17 protein-coding genes are annotated in these 15,893 nt (G+C 65.6%); 8 read left to right on the top strand and 9 right to left on the bottom strand.

Annotated features, from left to right (window positions below):
- Positions 1 to 41 precede the first annotated feature (41 nt).
- Genes ACFWAY_RS37535 through ACFWAY_RS37525 form a run of 3 tightly spaced genes read right to left on the bottom strand, consistent with a single transcriptional unit; the run spans position 42 to position 2,426 of the window.
- Complete coding sequence (locus tag ACFWAY_RS37535; protein ID WP_378514124.1) at positions 42 to 776, bottom strand: flavodoxin; 735 nt, start codon at positions 774 to 776, stop codon at positions 42 to 44.
- Positions 763 to 1,584: an oxidoreductase gene (locus ACFWAY_RS37530; protein WP_378454909.1), complete on the bottom strand. Its 822-nt coding sequence runs from the start codon at positions 1,582 to 1,584 to the stop codon at positions 763 to 765. The genes ACFWAY_RS37535 and ACFWAY_RS37530 overlap by 14 nt, the downstream gene beginning before the upstream one ends.
- Entirely contained in the window at positions 1,581 to 2,426 is an 846-nt protein-coding gene (locus ACFWAY_RS37525) for an oxidoreductase (RefSeq protein WP_378514123.1), read from the bottom strand. The genes ACFWAY_RS37530 and ACFWAY_RS37525 overlap by 4 nt, the downstream gene beginning before the upstream one ends.
- Positions 2,427 to 2,619: 193 nt before the next feature.
- On the opposite strand from ACFWAY_RS37525, the gene ACFWAY_RS37520 reads away from it, so the two are divergent.
- The 4 genes from ACFWAY_RS37520 to ACFWAY_RS37505 all read left to right on the top strand — a co-directional run bounded on the left by ACFWAY_RS37520 (position 2,620) and on the right by ACFWAY_RS37505 (position 6,454).
- Positions 2,620 to 3,501 (top strand): helix-turn-helix transcriptional regulator, encoded by an 882-nt coding sequence (locus tag ACFWAY_RS37520; RefSeq protein WP_378454907.1) that lies wholly within the window; start codon positions 2,620 to 2,622, stop codon positions 3,499 to 3,501.
- 118 nt (positions 3,502 to 3,619) lie between these two features.
- Positions 3,620 to 4,501 (top strand): aldo/keto reductase, encoded by an 882-nt coding sequence (locus ACFWAY_RS37515; RefSeq protein WP_378514122.1) that lies wholly within the window; start codon positions 3,620 to 3,622, stop codon positions 4,499 to 4,501.
- Between the two features lie 21 nt (positions 4,502 to 4,522).
- Entirely contained in the window at positions 4,523 to 5,434 is a 912-nt protein-coding gene (locus tag ACFWAY_RS37510) for an FAD:protein FMN transferase (RefSeq protein ID WP_378514121.1), read from the top strand.
- A gap of 222 nt (positions 5,435 to 5,656) precedes the next feature.
- A complete protein-coding gene (locus ACFWAY_RS37505; RefSeq protein ID WP_378514120.1) occupies positions 5,657 to 6,454 on the top strand; it encodes an SDR family oxidoreductase in 798 nt (265 codons plus the stop codon).
- An 84-nt stretch (positions 6,455 to 6,538) separates the two neighbouring features.
- On the opposite strand, the gene ACFWAY_RS37500 is transcribed toward ACFWAY_RS37505, so the two are convergent.
- Complete coding sequence (locus ACFWAY_RS37500; protein ID WP_378514119.1) at positions 6,539 to 7,006, bottom strand: calcium-binding protein; 468 nt, start codon at positions 7,004 to 7,006, stop codon at positions 6,539 to 6,541.
- A gap of 272 nt (positions 7,007 to 7,278) precedes the next feature.
- Between ACFWAY_RS37500 and ACFWAY_RS37495 the strand changes: the two genes are divergently transcribed.
- The 3 genes from ACFWAY_RS37495 to ACFWAY_RS37485 all read left to right on the top strand — a co-directional run bounded on the left by ACFWAY_RS37495 (position 7,279) and on the right by ACFWAY_RS37485 (position 10,554).
- A complete protein-coding gene (locus ACFWAY_RS37495) occupies positions 7,279 to 7,854 on the top strand; it encodes a DUF998 domain-containing protein (RefSeq protein ID WP_378514118.1) in 576 nt (191 codons plus the stop codon).
- 355 nt (positions 7,855 to 8,209) lie between these two features.
- Positions 8,210 to 8,998 carry a response regulator transcription factor gene (locus tag ACFWAY_RS37490; protein ID WP_378514117.1) on the top strand — a complete coding sequence of 263 codons (789 nt, stop codon included), beginning with the start codon at positions 8,210 to 8,212 and terminating at the stop codon, positions 8,996 to 8,998.
- 50 nt (positions 8,999 to 9,048) lie between these two features.
- Positions 9,049 to 10,554, top strand: coding sequence for a sensor histidine kinase (locus ACFWAY_RS37485; protein WP_378514116.1), 1,506 nt, complete (start codon positions 9,049 to 9,051; stop codon positions 10,552 to 10,554).
- A gap of 59 nt (positions 10,555 to 10,613) precedes the next feature.
- On the opposite strand, the gene ACFWAY_RS37480 is transcribed toward ACFWAY_RS37485, so the two are convergent.
- The 5 genes from ACFWAY_RS37480 to ACFWAY_RS37460 form a co-directional block, all read right to left on the bottom strand.
- Positions 10,614 to 11,606 carry a zinc-binding alcohol dehydrogenase family protein gene (locus tag ACFWAY_RS37480; protein ID WP_378514115.1) on the bottom strand — a complete coding sequence of 331 codons (993 nt, stop codon included), beginning with the start codon at positions 11,604 to 11,606 and terminating at the stop codon, positions 10,614 to 10,616.
- 37 nt (positions 11,607 to 11,643) lie between these two features.
- Positions 11,644 to 12,057, bottom strand: coding sequence for a cupin domain-containing protein (locus tag ACFWAY_RS37475; protein ID WP_378514114.1), 414 nt, complete (start codon positions 12,055 to 12,057; stop codon positions 11,644 to 11,646).
- A gap of 26 nt (positions 12,058 to 12,083) precedes the next feature.
- Complete coding sequence (locus tag ACFWAY_RS37470) at positions 12,084 to 12,917, bottom strand: SDR family NAD(P)-dependent oxidoreductase (protein ID WP_378514113.1); 834 nt, start codon at positions 12,915 to 12,917, stop codon at positions 12,084 to 12,086.
- Between the two features lie 99 nt (positions 12,918 to 13,016).
- Positions 13,017 to 13,862: an SDR family oxidoreductase gene (locus ACFWAY_RS37465; RefSeq protein WP_378514112.1), complete on the bottom strand. Its 846-nt coding sequence runs from the start codon at positions 13,860 to 13,862 to the stop codon at positions 13,017 to 13,019.
- Entirely contained in the window at positions 13,859 to 14,635 is a 777-nt protein-coding gene (locus ACFWAY_RS37460) for a carboxymuconolactone decarboxylase family protein (RefSeq protein WP_378514111.1), read from the bottom strand. Before ACFWAY_RS37460 ends, ACFWAY_RS37465 begins: the two co-directional genes overlap by 4 nt.
- A 240-nt stretch (positions 14,636 to 14,875) precedes the next feature.
- On the opposite strand from ACFWAY_RS37460, the gene ACFWAY_RS37455 reads away from it, so the two are divergent.
- Positions 14,876 to 15,763 (top strand): helix-turn-helix domain-containing protein, encoded by an 888-nt coding sequence (locus ACFWAY_RS37455; protein WP_378514110.1) that lies wholly within the window; start codon positions 14,876 to 14,878, stop codon positions 15,761 to 15,763.
- Positions 15,764 to 15,893 lie beyond the last annotated feature (130 nt).

Here is a 15,893-nt window from a genome sequence, read left to right as displayed (position 1 = left end):
GCGTGACGTACACGAGCGGGCGCGTTGTCCGTGCTGCTTTCTCATACGAGGTTGTTCGCGCTGAGCCACTTGTCGAGCTCCGGGGCTGCTTCTGCGACGGTCTCGCCCTGAATGGCCAGCCCGTCACGGACCTCGCTGTCGGGAAGGGCATCGCGGTAGTCGTCGTCGATTCCGCTCATGCCGCTGACGGCGTAGGTGACGAACGGCAGGATCGTCTTCCCTGCGAGGTCGAGGCCTTCGATCAAGGTGGACATGATCATCGGGGTGCGCATGTTCCACACGGGGCTGCCCAGGAGCACGATGTCGTAGCCGCTGACGTCCGGAAGCGGGTTCGCGATCGCGGGTCGGGCGTCGTCTTGTTGCTCTCGGCGGTTGCGCTCGACCGTCGGGTCGTACGCATCGGGATAGGGGTCGGCGGCTTCGATTTCGTAGGTGACACAGTCGATCCGGTCGGAGATCATCCCAGCGAGGACTTCGGTGTTGCCGATCGCCAGGTCCCGACGGCCCCTGTAGTAGTAGTTCTCGCCGGCACGGGAGAAGTAGACGAGTAACACTCGCGTGCCGGGGACGGTGGTTCTCTCGGGATCGGGTGTCCTCGGGGTTCGCTCTCCGGTGGCCGGACTCTCTTGCGGGCGCTGCCCGGTGGTGCAGCCGGTGAGGACCGCGGCGATGGCCGTGATCCCGGTGAGCCCCGCGGTCAGGAGTGTTCTGCGGCTGATGGATTCGATCATGATGCCGTCGGGTGCGGGCCGGCGGCGGCGCTCACGATGCTGCATCGGTGCTGCGGCTGAGTTGCTCGAACCGATCGACGTCGCGGGCGGCGTCGTCGGCGGCTGCACGAAAACCGCCGAGCGCGTCGCTACCGAGAACGAGCAACTTCGGTGGCTCGGCGTCCTCGGCGGCCTGCAGAATCGCGGCCGCCGCTTTCTCCGGTGCGCCACGCTGCGGACTGAGCGCCGAGTCACCTGTCCGTCCGAGTACCTGGTCGTACGCCTCGATCTGGACGCTGGACCGGTCGGCGGAGCGTCCGCGAAAGTCGGTGCGGAACGATCCGGGTTCGACGACCATCACGCGCAGCCCCAACGGCTCGACCTCCTTGCGGAGCGACCCGGACAGTCCCTCGAGGGCCGCCTTCGCGGCGGAATAGTAGCCACCGCCCGGAATGGCGATGCGCGCGCCCACAGATGAAATGTTGATGATCAGGCCGTTCCCGCGGCCGCGCATACCGGGCAGGGCCGCCTTGATCAGCGCAACGGGACCGAAGAAGTTCGTCGCGAACAGGCGAGCCACAGCCTCGTCCTCGCCTTCTTCGACCGCAGCGGTGTACCCGTAGCCGGCGTTGTTCACCAGCACGTCGATACCGGTCCAGCGCTCCTCGACCCTCGCTACGGCGGCATCGATGGATGTCGGGTCGGTGACGTCCAGAGACGTGATCAACGCGGTTTCGGGATAAGCCGCCCGGAGGTCGTCGAGGGCGTCCGTGTTCCTCGCGGTTGCGACGACCTGATGCCCGGCAGCGAGAACGCGCTCGGCGAGCGCACGGCCGAGTCCGCTTGATGCTCCGGTGATCAACCACGTCGTCATTCGTCGTCCTTCTCGATGGCGAAGTCGGTGATGGCACTGACGTGCGCCCACTCGTCGATCTCGTCGATTCGTCCCTGGAGCTCCTCGCGGACGATCTGAATGGCGTCGGTCCCGAGCAGCAGGCGGAAGGGGGCGTCCTTGCCTCGGACCGTGTCGATGATGACCTGCGCCGCGCGATCTGGGTCACCCTGCTGGGTGCCGTGGGTGTGGTCGCTCTCCTTGCGGCGCTTTCCGGCGGTGTCGGCGTAGTCGTCGATCACGGTGCTGGACTGGTTCAGGGAGCGACCGGAGAAGTCGGTCCGGAACGCGCCCGGCTCGAGCACCATCACCCGGATCCCGAGCGGCGCGACCTCACGGTTCAATGCGTCGGACATGCCCTCCAACGCTGCCTTCGTCGCGGTGTAGTAGCCGGAGGCGGGGTTCGATCGGGGCGCGCCGATCGAGGAGACGTTCACGATGGTGCCCGACCGGCGGGAACGCATCTGCGGCAGCACCTGCTTGATCAGATCGACGGGGCCGAAGAAATTTGTGGCGAACAGCTCGTCCACCTCGTCCACAGCTGCTTCCTCGACTGCGGCCCGGTACCCGTGCCCGGCGTTGTTCACCAGCACATCGATGCCCCCGAACCGGTCGTTCGCGGCGCGGACCGCGGCGACTACCTGTTCGTGGTCGGTGACGTCCAACGGCACCGCCAGCGCACTGTTCGGGTGCGCGGCGACGAGGTCCTGAACGTGGTCGGCGTTGCGGGCGGTGATCACCGCGTTGTCGCCGTGCTCGAGGACGGCCCGTGCAAGCGCGTCTCCCAGGCCGCTCGAAGCTCCCGTGATGAACCAGGTGGTCATGTTCGTGTCTCCTTCGTCGTGCGTAGTGCGTCCGGCGCTCGCGCCGGGCCGGCGGGCAAGGGGCTGTCCGGGGGCGCGGAAGCAGAAGCCATATGCCCATTTCATCGCACCGTCCGCGCGCGTGGGAGTCACGTCTTATCCGTGTACTGGCAGTTCCTCCCACCGCAGCATCGCTGACGTTAGCGTTCAAGATATGGATCATCGAGCAGAAGTGGCCGAGTTCCTCCGGACCCGCAGGGACCGGATCACCCCGGACCAGGCGGGCATCATCGGCGGAGGACGCCGCCGCGTGCCCGGGCTGCGCCGCGAAGAGGTCGCCATGCTCGCCGGGGTCAGCGTCGAGTACTACGCGCGGATGGAACGCGGCGACCTCACCGGCGTCTCCCCCGAAATACTCGACAGCATCGCCAGAGCTCTCCAGTTCGACGACGCCGAGTGCGACCACCTGGCCGACCTGGCCCGAGCCGCCGGACCACCACCGCCGCGGCGACGCAAACGACCCGCCGAGCAGACCGTGACGCCCACGTTGCAGCGGTTCCTGGACGCCGTGACCGGCGCGCCGATGTGGGTGCGGGACCGGCGTATGGACTTCATCGCCGCCAATCCACTGGGGCGGGCACTCTACGCGCCTTTGCTCGATGATCCGGCGAACCGAGGGAATACGGCCCGGTTCACGTTCCTCAATCCCGCCGCGCAGATCTTCTTCCCGGACTGGGAACAGAACGCCGATAACATCGTCGCGACCCTGCGCACCTACGCCGGTCAGAATCCGCTCGACAAGCCGCTCACCGATCTGATCGGGGAGCTCGTCACCCGTAGCGACACCTTCCGGCACCGGTGGGCCGCACACAACGTCCGTCATCATCGCGGTGGGATCAAACGCATCCACCACCCCGCCGTCGGCGACCTCGAATTCTCCTACGAAGCAATGGATCTGCCGGCGAATCCGGAATGGTTCATGTTCGCCTATACCGCCGAGCCCGGCAGCCCCACCGAGGAACGCCTCAAGCTCCTCGGCAGCCTCGCCGCCACCGGCCAGGCAACCAGTGACGCCCGCGCGCATCGCTCATTCTGATCGGGCCCGCCCCACCTGTGGGGCGGAGAGTCACACCGCCGAGTCCGGCAACCCAACCGCGAAGGGTGTACTGCCAGTTACTCCCTCATCTGACATCGAATGTCTAACGTCAAGGAATATGAGTATGAACGTGACTTTGAACAATGGCGTCGAGATGCCCGCCCTGGGTTTCGGCGTCTTCCAGACCCCGCCCGAGACGACCGCCGCATCCGTGGCCGAAGCGCTGAGCGTCGGCTACCGGCTGATCGATACGGCCGCCTCCTATTTCAACGAGCGCGAGGTCGGCGAGGGCATCCGCCGGTCCGGGCTCGACCGTTCCGAGGTGTTCGTCGAGACGAAGATCTGGATCAGCGACTACGGCTACGACCAGACCCTGCACGCCTTCGACAAGAGCGCAGGCAAGCTCGGCGTCGACCAGATCGACCTGCTCCTGCTGCATCAGCCCGTGCCCACGCAGTTCGACAAGACCATCGAGGCCTACAAGGCGCTGGAGAAGTTGCTGTCCGACGGTCGCGTCCGGGCGATCGGGATCAGCAACTTCATGCCCGACGTCCTCGCGAAACTGCTTGAGCAGACCGATGTCGTGCCCGCGGTGAACCAGGTGGAGGCGCACCCGTACTTCACCCAGCCGGACGTGCAGGCCGCCGACAGGGAGCACGGGATTCTGACTCAGGCGTGGTCGCCAATGGGTGGCATCACCAGCTACCGTGGCGACGGCGCGCGCTCGACCTTCAACGATCCGGTGATCGGCGAGATTGCCGCCGCCCACGGCAGGACGCCCGCCCAGGTCATGTTGCGCTGGCACCTGCAGGAGGGACGCTCGGCAATCCCGAAGTCCGTCAACCCCGAGCGCATCGCCGCCAACTTCGACGTGTTCGACTTCGAGCTCACCACCGACCAGCTCGGCGCGATCGACGCACTCGATACCGGTGTCCGCGGCGGACCCGATCCCGTAACCGTCACCCCCGAGCTGTTCGCCCGCGACATCCCGGAAGCCTGAACCGCAGCTCGCGGTGACCCGATGAGCGCCCACGCGCGAACGGACGGCCAACCGGTGAACCTCGAGGCCACATTCCGGTTCCAGGTGATCGGTGCCGATTGGGAGATCGACACCGAACAGCCACTCCCCGAGAAGGTACGGCGCAGAATCTGCTCCGTCACCGAGGACTTCGATCACGTCTGGTCCCGGTTCCGTGCGGATTCACTGGTCACGCGGATCGCGCGCGCCGAGGGCGGGGGACGGTTCGAGTTCCCCGCCCGGGACCTCGCCCTGTTCGAACTCTACGACCGCCTCGTCGCCGCAACCGACGGGGCGGTCGACCCGCTCATCGGAAGGGACCTCGAACTGCTCGGCTACGACGCCCGGTATTCCCTCGTCCCCGACGCTGCCGCGCTCGCGAACCGCCGTCGCGACCGCTGGCTCTCCGACATCCACCGTGACGGAACCACAATCGCCTCGGATCGTCCGACCGTGATCGACGTCGGCGCAGCCGGAAAGGGGTACCTGGTCGACCTCGTCAGCCAGACGCTGACCGAGGAGGGAATCGACCGGTTCTTCGTCGACGCCAGCGGCGACCTGCGGCATCGCGGAGCCGAGGCCGTCAGGGTGGGACTGGAACACCCCCGTGCTCCCGGCCGAGTGATCGGCACGGTGAACCTCCGAGACGGTTCGCTGTGCGCGTCGGCGACGACCCGACGAACGTGGGGCGCTGGACTGCACCACGTGCTCGACGGCCGAACCCGGCGCCCGGTCGCGGACGTCGTAGCGACCTGGGTGCTCGCCGCCGACGCCGCCACCGCGGACGGGTTGGCGACCGCCCTGTTTATGAGCGAAGCAGCGAGCCTCAGGTCGTTCGAGTTCAGCTGGGTGCGCATGCTGGGTGATGGAAGAGTCCAGTGGTCCGATAACTTCGACGGGGATCTCTTCATCTGACGGACGCTCCGATCGCACGCAGTCGTCCCCTCGTCGCTGCCGACGACCGCCGGCGGCCGGTGTCCGAACGGTCATGTCATCGGTGATCGGTTGCGGTCCGGGAAGATCGCCTCGCCGAAACCTTCGAATTCCGAGGAATGTTCGGTTCCGGAAGGAGGAACCGCGGATGGGTGTTTCAGCAGTTCCTCCCTCCATGCTCGAGCCGACCGTAACGTTGAATATATGAACCAGCAACCTCACAAAAGACCGGGCGACGCGCGTCCGTCCGCGAACCCGGTGCTCATCGTCGGCGCATCAGGAAGTATCGGCCGACTGGCGGTCGACGAAGCCTTGCGCGAGGGGTTCGAGACCAGGGCGCTCGTTCGCGACCGCAATCAGTCTTCCTTGTTCCCTGAGGGCACCCGTGTCGTCGTCGGCGACTTCACTCAGCCGGACTCACTCACCGAGGCACTCGAAGGGGTGACCGGGGTGGTATTCACCCACGGCACCTATGGCGGTGCCGACGAAGCGGAACGGGTCAACTACGGCGCCGTCCGCAACGTGCTGAACGCGCTGAAGAAGCCCGCCCGGATCGCGTTGATGACGACGATCGGCGTCACCAAGCCCACGCCCGGCCACGACTGGAAGCGGCGCGGTGAACGCCTTGTCAGGGCCAGCGGGCTGCCCTATACGATTGTCCGTCCCGGCTGGTTCGACTACAACGAGCCGGATCAGCACCGCCTCGTGATGATGCAGGGCGACGCCAGGTGGGCGAGCGATCCGTCGGACGGTGTGATCGCACGCCGGCAGATCGCGGAAGTCCTCATCGGCAGCTTGAGCTCGGACGCAGCCGAGCACAAGACCCTGGAACTGGTGGCAGAGAAGGGCGGGGCTCAATCCGATCTGACGCCGCTGTTCGCCGCGTTGAAGACCGATCCCGTGCAGTCGTTCGACGCCGTCCTGGATCGAGACAATCTGCCGATCGCCGGCGAACCGGCCCGTGTGGTGAGCGACCTCGACGCGGTACGGGGACGGTTCTGAAAGCGGAGAGCGACGCGTTCACCCCGGGTGAGCCGACTTGCACACGACGAACCCCGGAGAGCCCGTGAACGCGTGGAGCCCAAGTCAGTTGCCGTCGGTCGAGCGCGCTTGCTCGCGGATCTGCTCGATGGCGTCGTTGAAGCCATCTGGGCAGGTGCTCGCGCCCGCCAGCCTCCCGACCTCGGCCTCATCGAGGCTCTTCCCAATTACCTCATCGGGGACGGCGGCCGCGAACCGTTCCTGATATCCGAGGGACGTCTCGTTCTCCGCCATTGTCCCGACCGTGACATCGGCAATGACCTCGTCGCTGATGGTGACGGTGACGTTCAGGTAGGAGGGTCCGCCGCCGTACTCACCGATCGCGTTGTAGGTCCCGTCCTCGTAGGTCGCCGACCCTGTGCTGCTCTCCGGCGGCAGGGTCGACTCAGTGGCAGGAACAGATTCCGAAGGGGATGGGCCGGTGCCGAGACCGGAGCATCCTGCCAGTGGCACGAGAGCCACGGCGGAGACAACGGTCGCGAGCGCGGCGCGTGTCAAGGTGTCGGTTCTCATTCTTCAAATGTAGAAGGCGCCAGTCTCTTTCGGGAGGAACTCGCGGTACACCCCTGGCACATAGGAAACACTTATCTTTTCAAAGGGGACACATCGAATTCGGCATTATCCTCACGTGCCATGCGGCTGACAGCGCAAACCAAAATCGGCTCCAGACTCCCAATCGGACGGATCGACCTGTGACAAGACCAACTGCCCTACGGCCCACCCTCGTGGAACCGACAACTCGGGTCGCCTTGGGAGCGCTCTGCGCGATTGCAGCCTCCTCTGCAATGTTTCTCCTGCTCGACCTGAATGCAGTAGTAGCGATGCGAAGCCGACTCGAATCAGCCATCAGCGCATACGGTGTCGGCAGCGGCCGTTGGATCTTTACCCTAGCCATTCTCTTCCTTGCTGCGGGCTCCGTTGCGCTACTCATAGCAGTTGTAGACCAACAGCTCACGAGGTGGAGATCCGGCGCTACCGTCGCCCTGACACTGTGGGTTCTCGGGCTCCTCGCCATCGCAATCTTTCCCAAACAGGACTGGTCTCAACCCCCGAGTATCAGTGGCAGCATTCACCTCACCGCGAGCGGAATTGCATTCGTCAGTCTTCCGATCGCGGCCGTCCTCCTCGCCAGGCCGTGGCTTCGGCATCGAACCCATGGTGTGCACGCCCGACGGACTCGGCTCTTCGCCTGGCTGGCGATCGCAAGTTTTTCGCCACTCCTATACGCGTTTGTCGTCGCTGCGGTGACCGGTGTTGCGTGGTGGGAGGTCGTGACCTTCGGTCATTCCGAGCGCCTCCTGGCAGTGAGTGAAGTGGCGACATTGGCCGTGATCGGCACCTGGGTCCTGACGAGGAAGTGAAGTACAGAAGTTACGTGGGTGCTGCGTCCAGATAGGTTGTGACAACCAGGATTAGGAAGACAATCGCGAAGATGATCGCCCCCTTCCGGGTGATCAGCGGTTCGAACTCGTGAGTTTCGTCGTCTATGTCGTTGCGTGAGTCCATGCACCGATCACTGTCCGTTCGATAGGCAGGCCGTCCCGGCAGCCCGAGTAGTACCCGTCAGTCCACACCTTGTCCCGCACCCGAAGAGGTTTGTCACACCACGCATGACGCATGACGATAAAGAACCTGTCGGTGTGTTCTGTGTGAAAAGATGTGAGGTTTCTATGAAGTGCCCGTGCATCCTTTGATCACGAGAGTCGATCAGGAATAATGGTCGCAGTGTCATCAACTCGTCCGGATTTTCATGCCGCCGATTCGGGACGTCGCCGCGCCGTTCTGGCGCAACTGCCACGGATGTATCGAGCGGACGGGTCGACGATTCGCGTGCTACTCGTCGACGACGAGCCGACTCTGACCGACCTGGTGGGCCTCGCCCTCGGGTACGAGGGTTGGACCGTCGAGGTGGCGCACGACGGTTCGACCGCTCTGCAGAAATTTCGTGAGCAGCAATTCGACGTGGTGGTTCTGGACATCATGCTGCCCGACATCGACGGGCTGAGTGTGCTCCAGCACATACGGGGCTCGGGCGGGGGAGTGCCGGTCCTCTTCCTCACTGCGCGGGATTCGGTCGACGACCGGGTGATCGGACTGACAGCCGGCGGCGACGACTACATGACCAAGCCCTTCAGCCTGGAAGAACTTGTTGCACGACTGAGGGGTCTGCTACGGCGGGCGGCCGATTCGATCTCGGAGAACGATGCGGTACTGACCGTGGGCGATCTTTCGCTGGACGAGGGCAGCTACGAGGTGAAACGGGGCGGCGACAGCATTGCGTTGACCGCCACCGAGTTCGAACTGCTCCGCTACTTCATGCACAATCCCAGACTCGCGCTCAGCCGGGCGCAGATTCTCGACCGCGTATGGAACTACGACTTCGCCGGCAAGGCGAGCATCGTCGACCTGTACGTGTCGTACCTGCGGCGAAAGATCGACGCGGGTCGGGAGCCGATGATTCACACCGTTCGTGGCATCGGATACATTCTCAGGCCCGCAGAATGACATTATCGGGCCGCTTCCTCGCTCGGGGACCGTGGAGTTTGCAACGGAAATTGGTCGCAGCACTGACGACGGTGATCGCGGTTGTCCTGCTCGTCGTCGGAGTGGTCGGTGTAGCGACGTTGCGTGCGTCGGTCACCACTGTCGTCGACAAGCAATTGACCGGATCGATGTCCGTATTCAGTCACTCGGTCGACAAGTATCGTGACGGAAGCCCGGTCACCGCTCCCGGCCTCGACCCGAACTACGTGAAGCCGTTGACCGAGTTCGGTGGGCAGGCGCCGGGCACCGTGATCGTGCTCCTGGACGACGGGGTAGTCACCGATTCTGCGGTGTTCTCGGACGCCGAGCCGGTCCCGCTCAGTTCCGAGGCAATTGCCCAGATCGAGAGCAGGGAGTGGGCAGACAATCGCAGGCAGGACTTCGACGTGGCAGGCCTCGGCGATATGCGGGTGGAAAGCCTTGCACACGATGAAGATTTGACTCTCGTCGCCGGAATATCGTTGACAGCGGCAAACGAGGCTGTGGTCCGCGAAACCGTGGTGTTGTCGATTCTCGCCCTTGCGGCACTCGTCGCGACGGTGATCTGTACGGTGCTCGTAGTTCGGGTTGCCTTCCGACCGTTGAGTCGCGTGGTTACCACGGCGAAGAAGGTCACCGATCTTCCGCTCGGCACCGGTGAGGCGGCCCTCACGGTGCGGGTCGCGGACCCCGACACGGATCCTCGGACCGAAGTGGGCAAGGTCGGGGAAGCGCTGAACCACCTGCTCAGTCACGTCGACGACGCACTGGCGGTCCGCGTGGCGGCGGATCGGAGGATGAAGCAGTTCGTCACGGATGCGAGCCACGAATTGCGGACGCCGCTGGCCGCCATCCAGGGCTACGCCGAGTTGACTCGACAGGACAGCGACCAGCTCCCCGAGATGACCGAGTACGCGCTGGCCCGGATCGAATCGGAAGCCAAGCGGATGGGCGCGCTTGTCGCCGATCTCTTGTTACTCGCCCGTCTGGACGAGGGCCAGGATCTGCACACGACGTGTGTCGATCTCGCCGACCTGCTGGTCAATGCGGTGAACGATGCTCGGGTCTCGGCGCCTCTGCACCGCTGGGCGGCGGTCGTGCCCGAGTCCGCGGTCATGGTGAATGGTGACAACGAGCGTCTCCATCAGCTCGTCGCGAACCTTCTGTCGAATGCGCGGGTACATACTCCGCCGGGTACCGCCGTGGTCGCAACGTTGACAACCACGACCGACGACTGCAATGTGGTGACGGCCGAATTGACGATCACCGACAACGGCCCCGGAATCGCACCGGACCTGCTGAAGACCCTGTTCCAGCGTTTCGTTCGGGGCGACAAGGCCCGGTCCCGCGAGACCGACAGCACCGGCCTCGGGCTGGCAATCGTCTCCTCGATCGTCGACGCGCATCACGGTCAGGCGAGTGTCGAGTCGACTCAGGCCGGGACGACGTTCCGCGTTCAGATACCCGCGATCGAACCCTCCGGCACTGCCACCGTCACTCATCAGCGCCTCCGGACTTCCGCCGTCACGCGCAACTAGTGTGTTGGATCCCTACAGGGTCCACAGGAACGGGAGTGTCACCACCCCGACAGGCGTCCTCACTCCGAGGCGAGGGTGAGGACGATCTTGCCGACCGCCTCACCGGAGCGGAGCCGCCCGGCTGCCTGCTGGAAGTCGGTGACGTCCACGGTCCGGTCGATCACGGGACGGATCTCACCACGCGCGACGGCCGGGATGACCTCGGGCAGGAGCCCTGCGATGATGCTCGCCATCTCCCAGTCGCGGGTGAAGCCGAAGGACACGCCGTGGACGGTGAGGTGGCGGTAGGACAGGTGGTCGAGGTTGATCGACGACTCGGCTCCGTCGAGGCGTCCGATGTTGACCACGTGACCGTCCTCCTTCGTCGCGGCCAGGCAGTCGGCGAACGTCTGGCCGGCGATGTGGTCGAGCACGACGTCGACGCCCTTGCCATCGGTCGCCGTCAGGGTCGCGGCGGTGAGGTCCTGCTCGCCGGTCACGATCACGGTCTCGACCCCAGCACCGGTGAGAAGGTCCCGCTTGGCGCTGCTGCGGGTCGTGCCGATCACGTGTGAGGCACCCAATGCCCTGACTATCTGCGCGCCGATGAGACCGATCGCGGTCGACGCGCCGGTGATCAGCACGCTCTGCCCGGCCGTGAACCCGGCGGTGGTGAGCGCACCGTGCTCGGTCAGCAGGCCGGTCGGCAGCGCGCAGGCGATCTCCGGGTCGAGCCCGGCGGGGCGGGGCAGGACGAACCGGTGGTCGGCGACCACGTACTCGGCGAAGGCCGACGGGATCGACCCCATCACCGCGTCACCGACCTGCCAGGTATCCACACCCTCGCCGAGTGCGGCCACCTCGCCGGCGTACTCGAACCCGGCGATGAACTCCTTGCCGTGACCACCGTGGGTGGGATCGGCCTCGGCGAGCATCGGGATGTCGGCGTTGTTCGTCGCCGCGGCCCGGTTCCGGATCAGGACCTCACCGGGCCCGGGCTGCGGGACGGGGACCTCCTCGAGGACCCATTCCGGGCCGATCCCGCCGACGAGGGCGCGCATCGTGTCAGTCATGTGGGTTCTCTCCTCCGGGAAAAGAGTCGGGCACGGTTCAGGAGCGGCAGGTGCGCGGCGCGTGGTACTGCTCGTCGGTGACTTCCTCGAGCCAGGTCGTCTCCGGCGTGCTCGACCCGTCGCCTTCCCAGATGGCCAGGTGTTCCATGAACCGGTCGTCGGTGGCGCCGTGCCAGTGCTCTTCACCGGCGGGGCAGGTGACGGTCTCCCCGGGCTGGGCTGCGAAGACGACACCGTCGCGGGTGCCGACGAGCGCGGTCCCGCTCACGACGTGCAGGGTCTGCCCGAGGACGTGGTGATGCCAGAACGTGCGGGCGCCGGGCGAGAAACGGACCATGTTCGTACGCGCCCGCGAGGGTTCCTTCCCGGCGTAGATGACGTCGAACCAGACATCGCCGGTGAACCACTCGGCCGGCCCCTTGCCGGTCGGGACGGGATCGATGAATTCCATGAGTTGTCTCCTCAATCGGTGATGTGTCAGTTGTCGAGGTCGAGGTCGAAGCCGAGTTCGCGGGAGGCCTCGGCCTGCGAGCTGATCTGACGTCCCTTGTCGATGACGGCGGGGATCGCGTCGCAGCCGGCGACGAACCGCAGCGGCGGCTCATCCAGCTCTGCGACCTTGATCAGTGCCTGGGCGAGCTTGACGGGGTCGCCGGACTGCTGCCCGTTCATCGAGTGCCAGGCGGCCTTTGTCTGGGTGGTGCGCTCGGCATAGTCGTCGATCGACTGGTCCGCCCAGGCGGTGGACGCCTCTTCGAGAAGTTCGGTGCGGAAGAACCCGGGCTCGACGATCGTCGTCGTGATCCCGAACGGTTCCAGATCGAAGCTCAGTGACTCCATCCAGCCCTCGACACCGAACTTCGTGGTGGCGTAGGCGACGCAGAACTCCTGGCCGATGATCCCGGCCAGCGAGGAGACGGTCATGATGTGCCCCGACCGCTGCTTGCGCATTTGGGGTAGGACGGCGCGGGTGACGTTCATCGGGCCGAACAGGTTCGTCTCCACCTGCGCACGCATCGCGGCGTCGGAGATCTCCTCGAAGTAGCCGGCTTGGAAGGTGGCGGCGTTGTTGATCAGCACGTCGATCCGGCCGAACCGCTCCACCGCGGCGGCGACCACGGCTTCGGCATCGGCAGGGTTGGTGATGTCCAGGGCGGCGGCCAGCAGGTTGTCGCTCTCACGCAGTAGTTCCTGCACTTTTTCGGGGCGGCGGCCGGTGGCGATGACCTGATGGCCCGCCGCGAGGGCAGTGCGGGCGATGTCGGTGCCGAGCCCTCGGCCTGCGCCGGTAACCAGAATGACCTTGCTCATACGTGTATGTCTCTCGATTCTTCGTTCGTGGTGACTGTCAGTTGTTTCAGCAGCACCTTGGTGGCGCGCCGTTCATGGATGCACTCGACTAAGGCCACGTCAGTCGGTTTCCGGTGGGAAATCGGTGGAGGCGGCGAGTTCGGTTTGGGCTTCGAAGTCGGCGACGCGTTTGCGGAGTACGGCGAGGGTGGACTCGAGTGCCTGCGAGCCGAGCATGAGGCGCAGTGGTGCGGGTTGGACGTCGACGCTTTCGATGATGCGGGTGGCCATTCGTGCCGGGTCTCCGGGCGCCAGGCCGGCGGCGGGGTCGAGCATTTTCTGGAAGTTGTGCGCGGGTGTCGCGTCGTACTCCGGAATCGGTTCCGCGATCTGGGCGCCGCGGTAGCGGAAGTCGGTGCGGGCGCCACCGGGCTCGACGATGGTCACGCCGATGCCGAACGGCGCCACCTCCTGCGCCACCGCTTCCACGAAGCCTTCGATTCCCCACTTCGTCGCGTGGTACATCGAGTTACCGGGGAACGCGACCTGTCCGCCGTACGTCGAGAGCTGGATTACCCGGCCCCCGCCGGCAGCCCGCATGTGCGGAAGCACGGCACGGATGAACTGGATGGAACCGGTGAGGTTGGTGGCGATCATGGCGTCGACCTGTTCGTCGCTGAGCTCCTCAGCGGCCCCGAACAATCCGTATCCGGCGTTGCTCACGGCCACGTCGATCCGACCGAAGTCCGCGACGGTTCGCGTCACGGCTGCGCGCACGGCCGGGCTGTCACGGACGTCGAGTACCTCGGCCCGGAACAGGTCCGGATGCCGGCTGGTCAATTCGTCGGCGGCCCCGGGTCGGCGGACGGTGCCGACCACGCGGTCGCCGCGTTCGAGCAGTTGCTCGGTGAGGTGGCGACCGAAGCCACTGCTGACGCCGGTGATCAGCCAGGTGCGTTCGGTCATGACTGCGACGAGTGGTCGGCGGCGGGTGCGGCCTCGTTCAACGCCCGCAGGGCGTTGAGCGTGCGCGGGTAGCCGATGAACGGCAGCAGGTGTGTGAGGACGGCGAGCAGGTCGGCCCGGGTGTTCCCGACGCGGAGATTCGCCATCGTGTGTCCCTTGACCTGGGGTTCGCAACCACCGAGGGAGGCCAGCATCGCGAACGTGAGCAGCTCACGGGTCGGCGTGTCCAGGCCGCCGCGTGTGACGTAGTCACCGAAGCAGTTCGCCGACAGGTAACGCTGGATGTGGACCTCGTCCGGTGCTGCCGCGTCGTACATCCCGTCCACGGCGTCTGCGCCGACGATCTCCTTCTGCTTGGCCAAGCCCTTCGCCAACCGGTCCTCGGCCGTCGTCGTCGCCCGGCCTTCCAGGGGGAGGCTGATGCCACGCTCGGTGAGCACGTCGTTCGTCACGTGGAGAAAATCGAAGACTTTCGCCATGCCGACGTACGGGACCGCCTGATACACGACCTCCTTGGCCTCCGCAGGGCTCACTCCGACAGTGAGGGCTGCGCCCAGCATGACCCGGTACTCGGCAAGTGCCTGGCTCGCGACCATCGACGCGAGTTGCACCATCAGACGCGTACGGGTGTTCAGGTCGCCGTACTGCAGCACCTCGTCGAACGCGAAGTTGTCGAACACCTCGATGAGCTCCGGATCAGTCTCCTTCAACGTCGAGACGTGTCCCGGGAACAGATCGTCGTGATTGTTCCGGGCTGCTTCGGTGATCGCCATGTCCAACTCTCTTCCAGGGATTCGTGTTACTCGATGCCGCACGGGAGCGCAGCGTTCGGCAGGGGTGGCCGATCAGGGCTGTCGCGAAGATCCGCCGCGACGGTGCCGCGACCGGCGGTCGGTCATGCGAGGTGGTCACAATTCGAGTAAACGCGCGATCCGGTACCCGCGGGAGTCACTGCTCTTCCAGGTAACCGCAGTACCTCCCTCGGCCGTGCCGGTCCGCATACCGTGGAACGCATGGACGACCAGCGAGCACAGGTCCGGGAGTTCCTCACCTCCCGGAGGGCGCGGATCAACCCCGAACAGGCAGGACTGCCCGCCTACGGCGGTACCCGGCGGGTTCCTGGGTTGCGCCGAGAGGAAGTGGCCCTGCTCGCCGGCGTCAGCATCGACTACTACGTGCGGATGGAACGCGGCAACCTCGCCGGCGCCTCAGACAGCGTCCTCGAAGGCCTCGCCCGCGCCCTGCAATTGGATGACGCAGAGCGCACACACTTGTTCGACCTCGCCCGGGCCGCCGAACCCGGACCCGTCCGGCAGCGCCGCTCGAAGACTGCGGGGGTCACCGCCGGCGTTCAACTGGTCCTCGACGCCATCACCGATGCACCCGCCTGGGTACGCAACGCCCGCCATGACATGCTCGCCGCCAACCGGTTGGCCCGCGCCCTCTACGCACCCGTGCTCGCCGACCCGCGCCGACCGGCGAACAATGCCCGGTTCGTCTACCTCGACCCGGCCGCGCGCGACTTCTACGTCGACTGGGACCGCGCCGCCGACGATATCGCCGCCATGCTTCGTTCCGAAGCCGGCCGCAACCCTCACGACAAGCACCTCATCGAGCTGATCGGCGAATTATCCACCTGCAGTGAGGTTTTCCGGGCCCGGTGGGCGGCGCACAACGTCCGGTTTCACCGAACCGGGCACAAGAAGATCCGCCATCCCGCCATCGGAAAGCTCGAGCTGAACTTCGAGGCGATGGAGTTCCCTGCGCATCCCGGCCTCATCCTCCTGGTGTACACCGCACCCGAGGACAGTCCCGCCGCCGACGGACTCAAACTCCTCGCTACCTGGGCCGCGACCCTCGAAGAAGCCGGCCAACTCGCCACCCACCACGGCGCGGAATAGTCTGACTGACGCCAACGCAGGTCGCACTTGCGTGGATCCTTGCTCAGGGGGCCGACTTCCCCGATTCCCCGGCACCGAACGCGTCTCCCGCGTAGAGGACAAACACCGCGACCGCCGACATCGTCCTGGC

It is taken from the genome of Rhodococcus sp. NPDC059968, from assembly GCF_042738615.1.
Lineage (GTDB): Bacteria > Actinomycetota > Actinomycetes > Mycobacteriales > Mycobacteriaceae > Rhodococcus_F.
Note: the sequence above shows the minus strand (reverse complement) of the source record. Positions and strands in the feature narration are given on the sequence as shown.

What these genes read in the sequence shown, in the direction of transcription:
- ACFWAY_RS37535 (WP_378514124.1), bottom strand. Translation starts at nt 776, where the DNA reads ATGCAGCATCGTGAGCGCCGCCGCCGGCCCGCACCCGACGGCATCATG.
- ACFWAY_RS37530 (WP_378454909.1), bottom strand. Translation starts at nt 1,584, where the DNA reads ATGACGACGTGGTTGATCACCGGAGCATCAAGCGGACTCGGCCGTGCG.
- ACFWAY_RS37525 (WP_378514123.1), bottom strand. Translation starts at nt 2,426, where the DNA reads ATGACCACCTGGTTCATCACGGGAGCTTCGAGCGGCCTGGGAGACGCG.
- ACFWAY_RS37520 (WP_378454907.1), top strand. Translation starts at nt 2,620, where the DNA reads ATGGATCATCGAGCAGAAGTGGCCGAGTTCCTCCGGACCCGCAGGGAC.
- ACFWAY_RS37515 (WP_378514122.1), top strand. Translation starts at nt 3,620, where the DNA reads ATGAGTATGAACGTGACTTTGAACAATGGCGTCGAGATGCCCGCCCTG.
- ACFWAY_RS37510 (WP_378514121.1), top strand. Translation starts at nt 4,523, where the DNA reads ATGAGCGCCCACGCGCGAACGGACGGCCAACCGGTGAACCTCGAGGCC.
- ACFWAY_RS37505 (WP_378514120.1), top strand. Translation starts at nt 5,657, where the DNA reads ATGAACCAGCAACCTCACAAAAGACCGGGCGACGCGCGTCCGTCCGCG.
- ACFWAY_RS37500 (WP_378514119.1), bottom strand. Translation starts at nt 7,006, where the DNA reads ATGAGAACCGACACCTTGACACGCGCCGCGCTCGCGACCGTTGTCTCC.
- ACFWAY_RS37495 (WP_378514118.1), top strand. Translation starts at nt 7,279, where the DNA reads ATGTTTCTCCTGCTCGACCTGAATGCAGTAGTAGCGATGCGAAGCCGA.
- ACFWAY_RS37490 (WP_378514117.1), top strand. Translation starts at nt 8,210, where the DNA reads ATGGTCGCAGTGTCATCAACTCGTCCGGATTTTCATGCCGCCGATTCG.
- ACFWAY_RS37480 (WP_378514115.1), bottom strand. Translation starts at nt 11,606, where the DNA reads ATGACTGACACGATGCGCGCCCTCGTCGGCGGGATCGGCCCGGAATGG.
- ACFWAY_RS37475 (WP_378514114.1), bottom strand. Translation starts at nt 12,057, where the DNA reads ATGGAATTCATCGATCCCGTCCCGACCGGCAAGGGGCCGGCCGAGTGG.
- ACFWAY_RS37470 (WP_378514113.1), bottom strand. Translation starts at nt 12,917, where the DNA reads ATGAGCAAGGTCATTCTGGTTACCGGCGCAGGCCGAGGGCTCGGCACC.
- ACFWAY_RS37465 (WP_378514112.1), bottom strand. Translation starts at nt 13,862, where the DNA reads ATGACCGAACGCACCTGGCTGATCACCGGCGTCAGCAGTGGCTTCGGT.
- ACFWAY_RS37460 (WP_378514111.1), bottom strand. Translation starts at nt 14,635, where the DNA reads ATGGCGATCACCGAAGCAGCCCGGAACAATCACGACGATCTGTTCCCG.
- ACFWAY_RS37455 (WP_378514110.1), top strand. Translation starts at nt 14,876, where the DNA reads ATGGACGACCAGCGAGCACAGGTCCGGGAGTTCCTCACCTCCCGGAGG.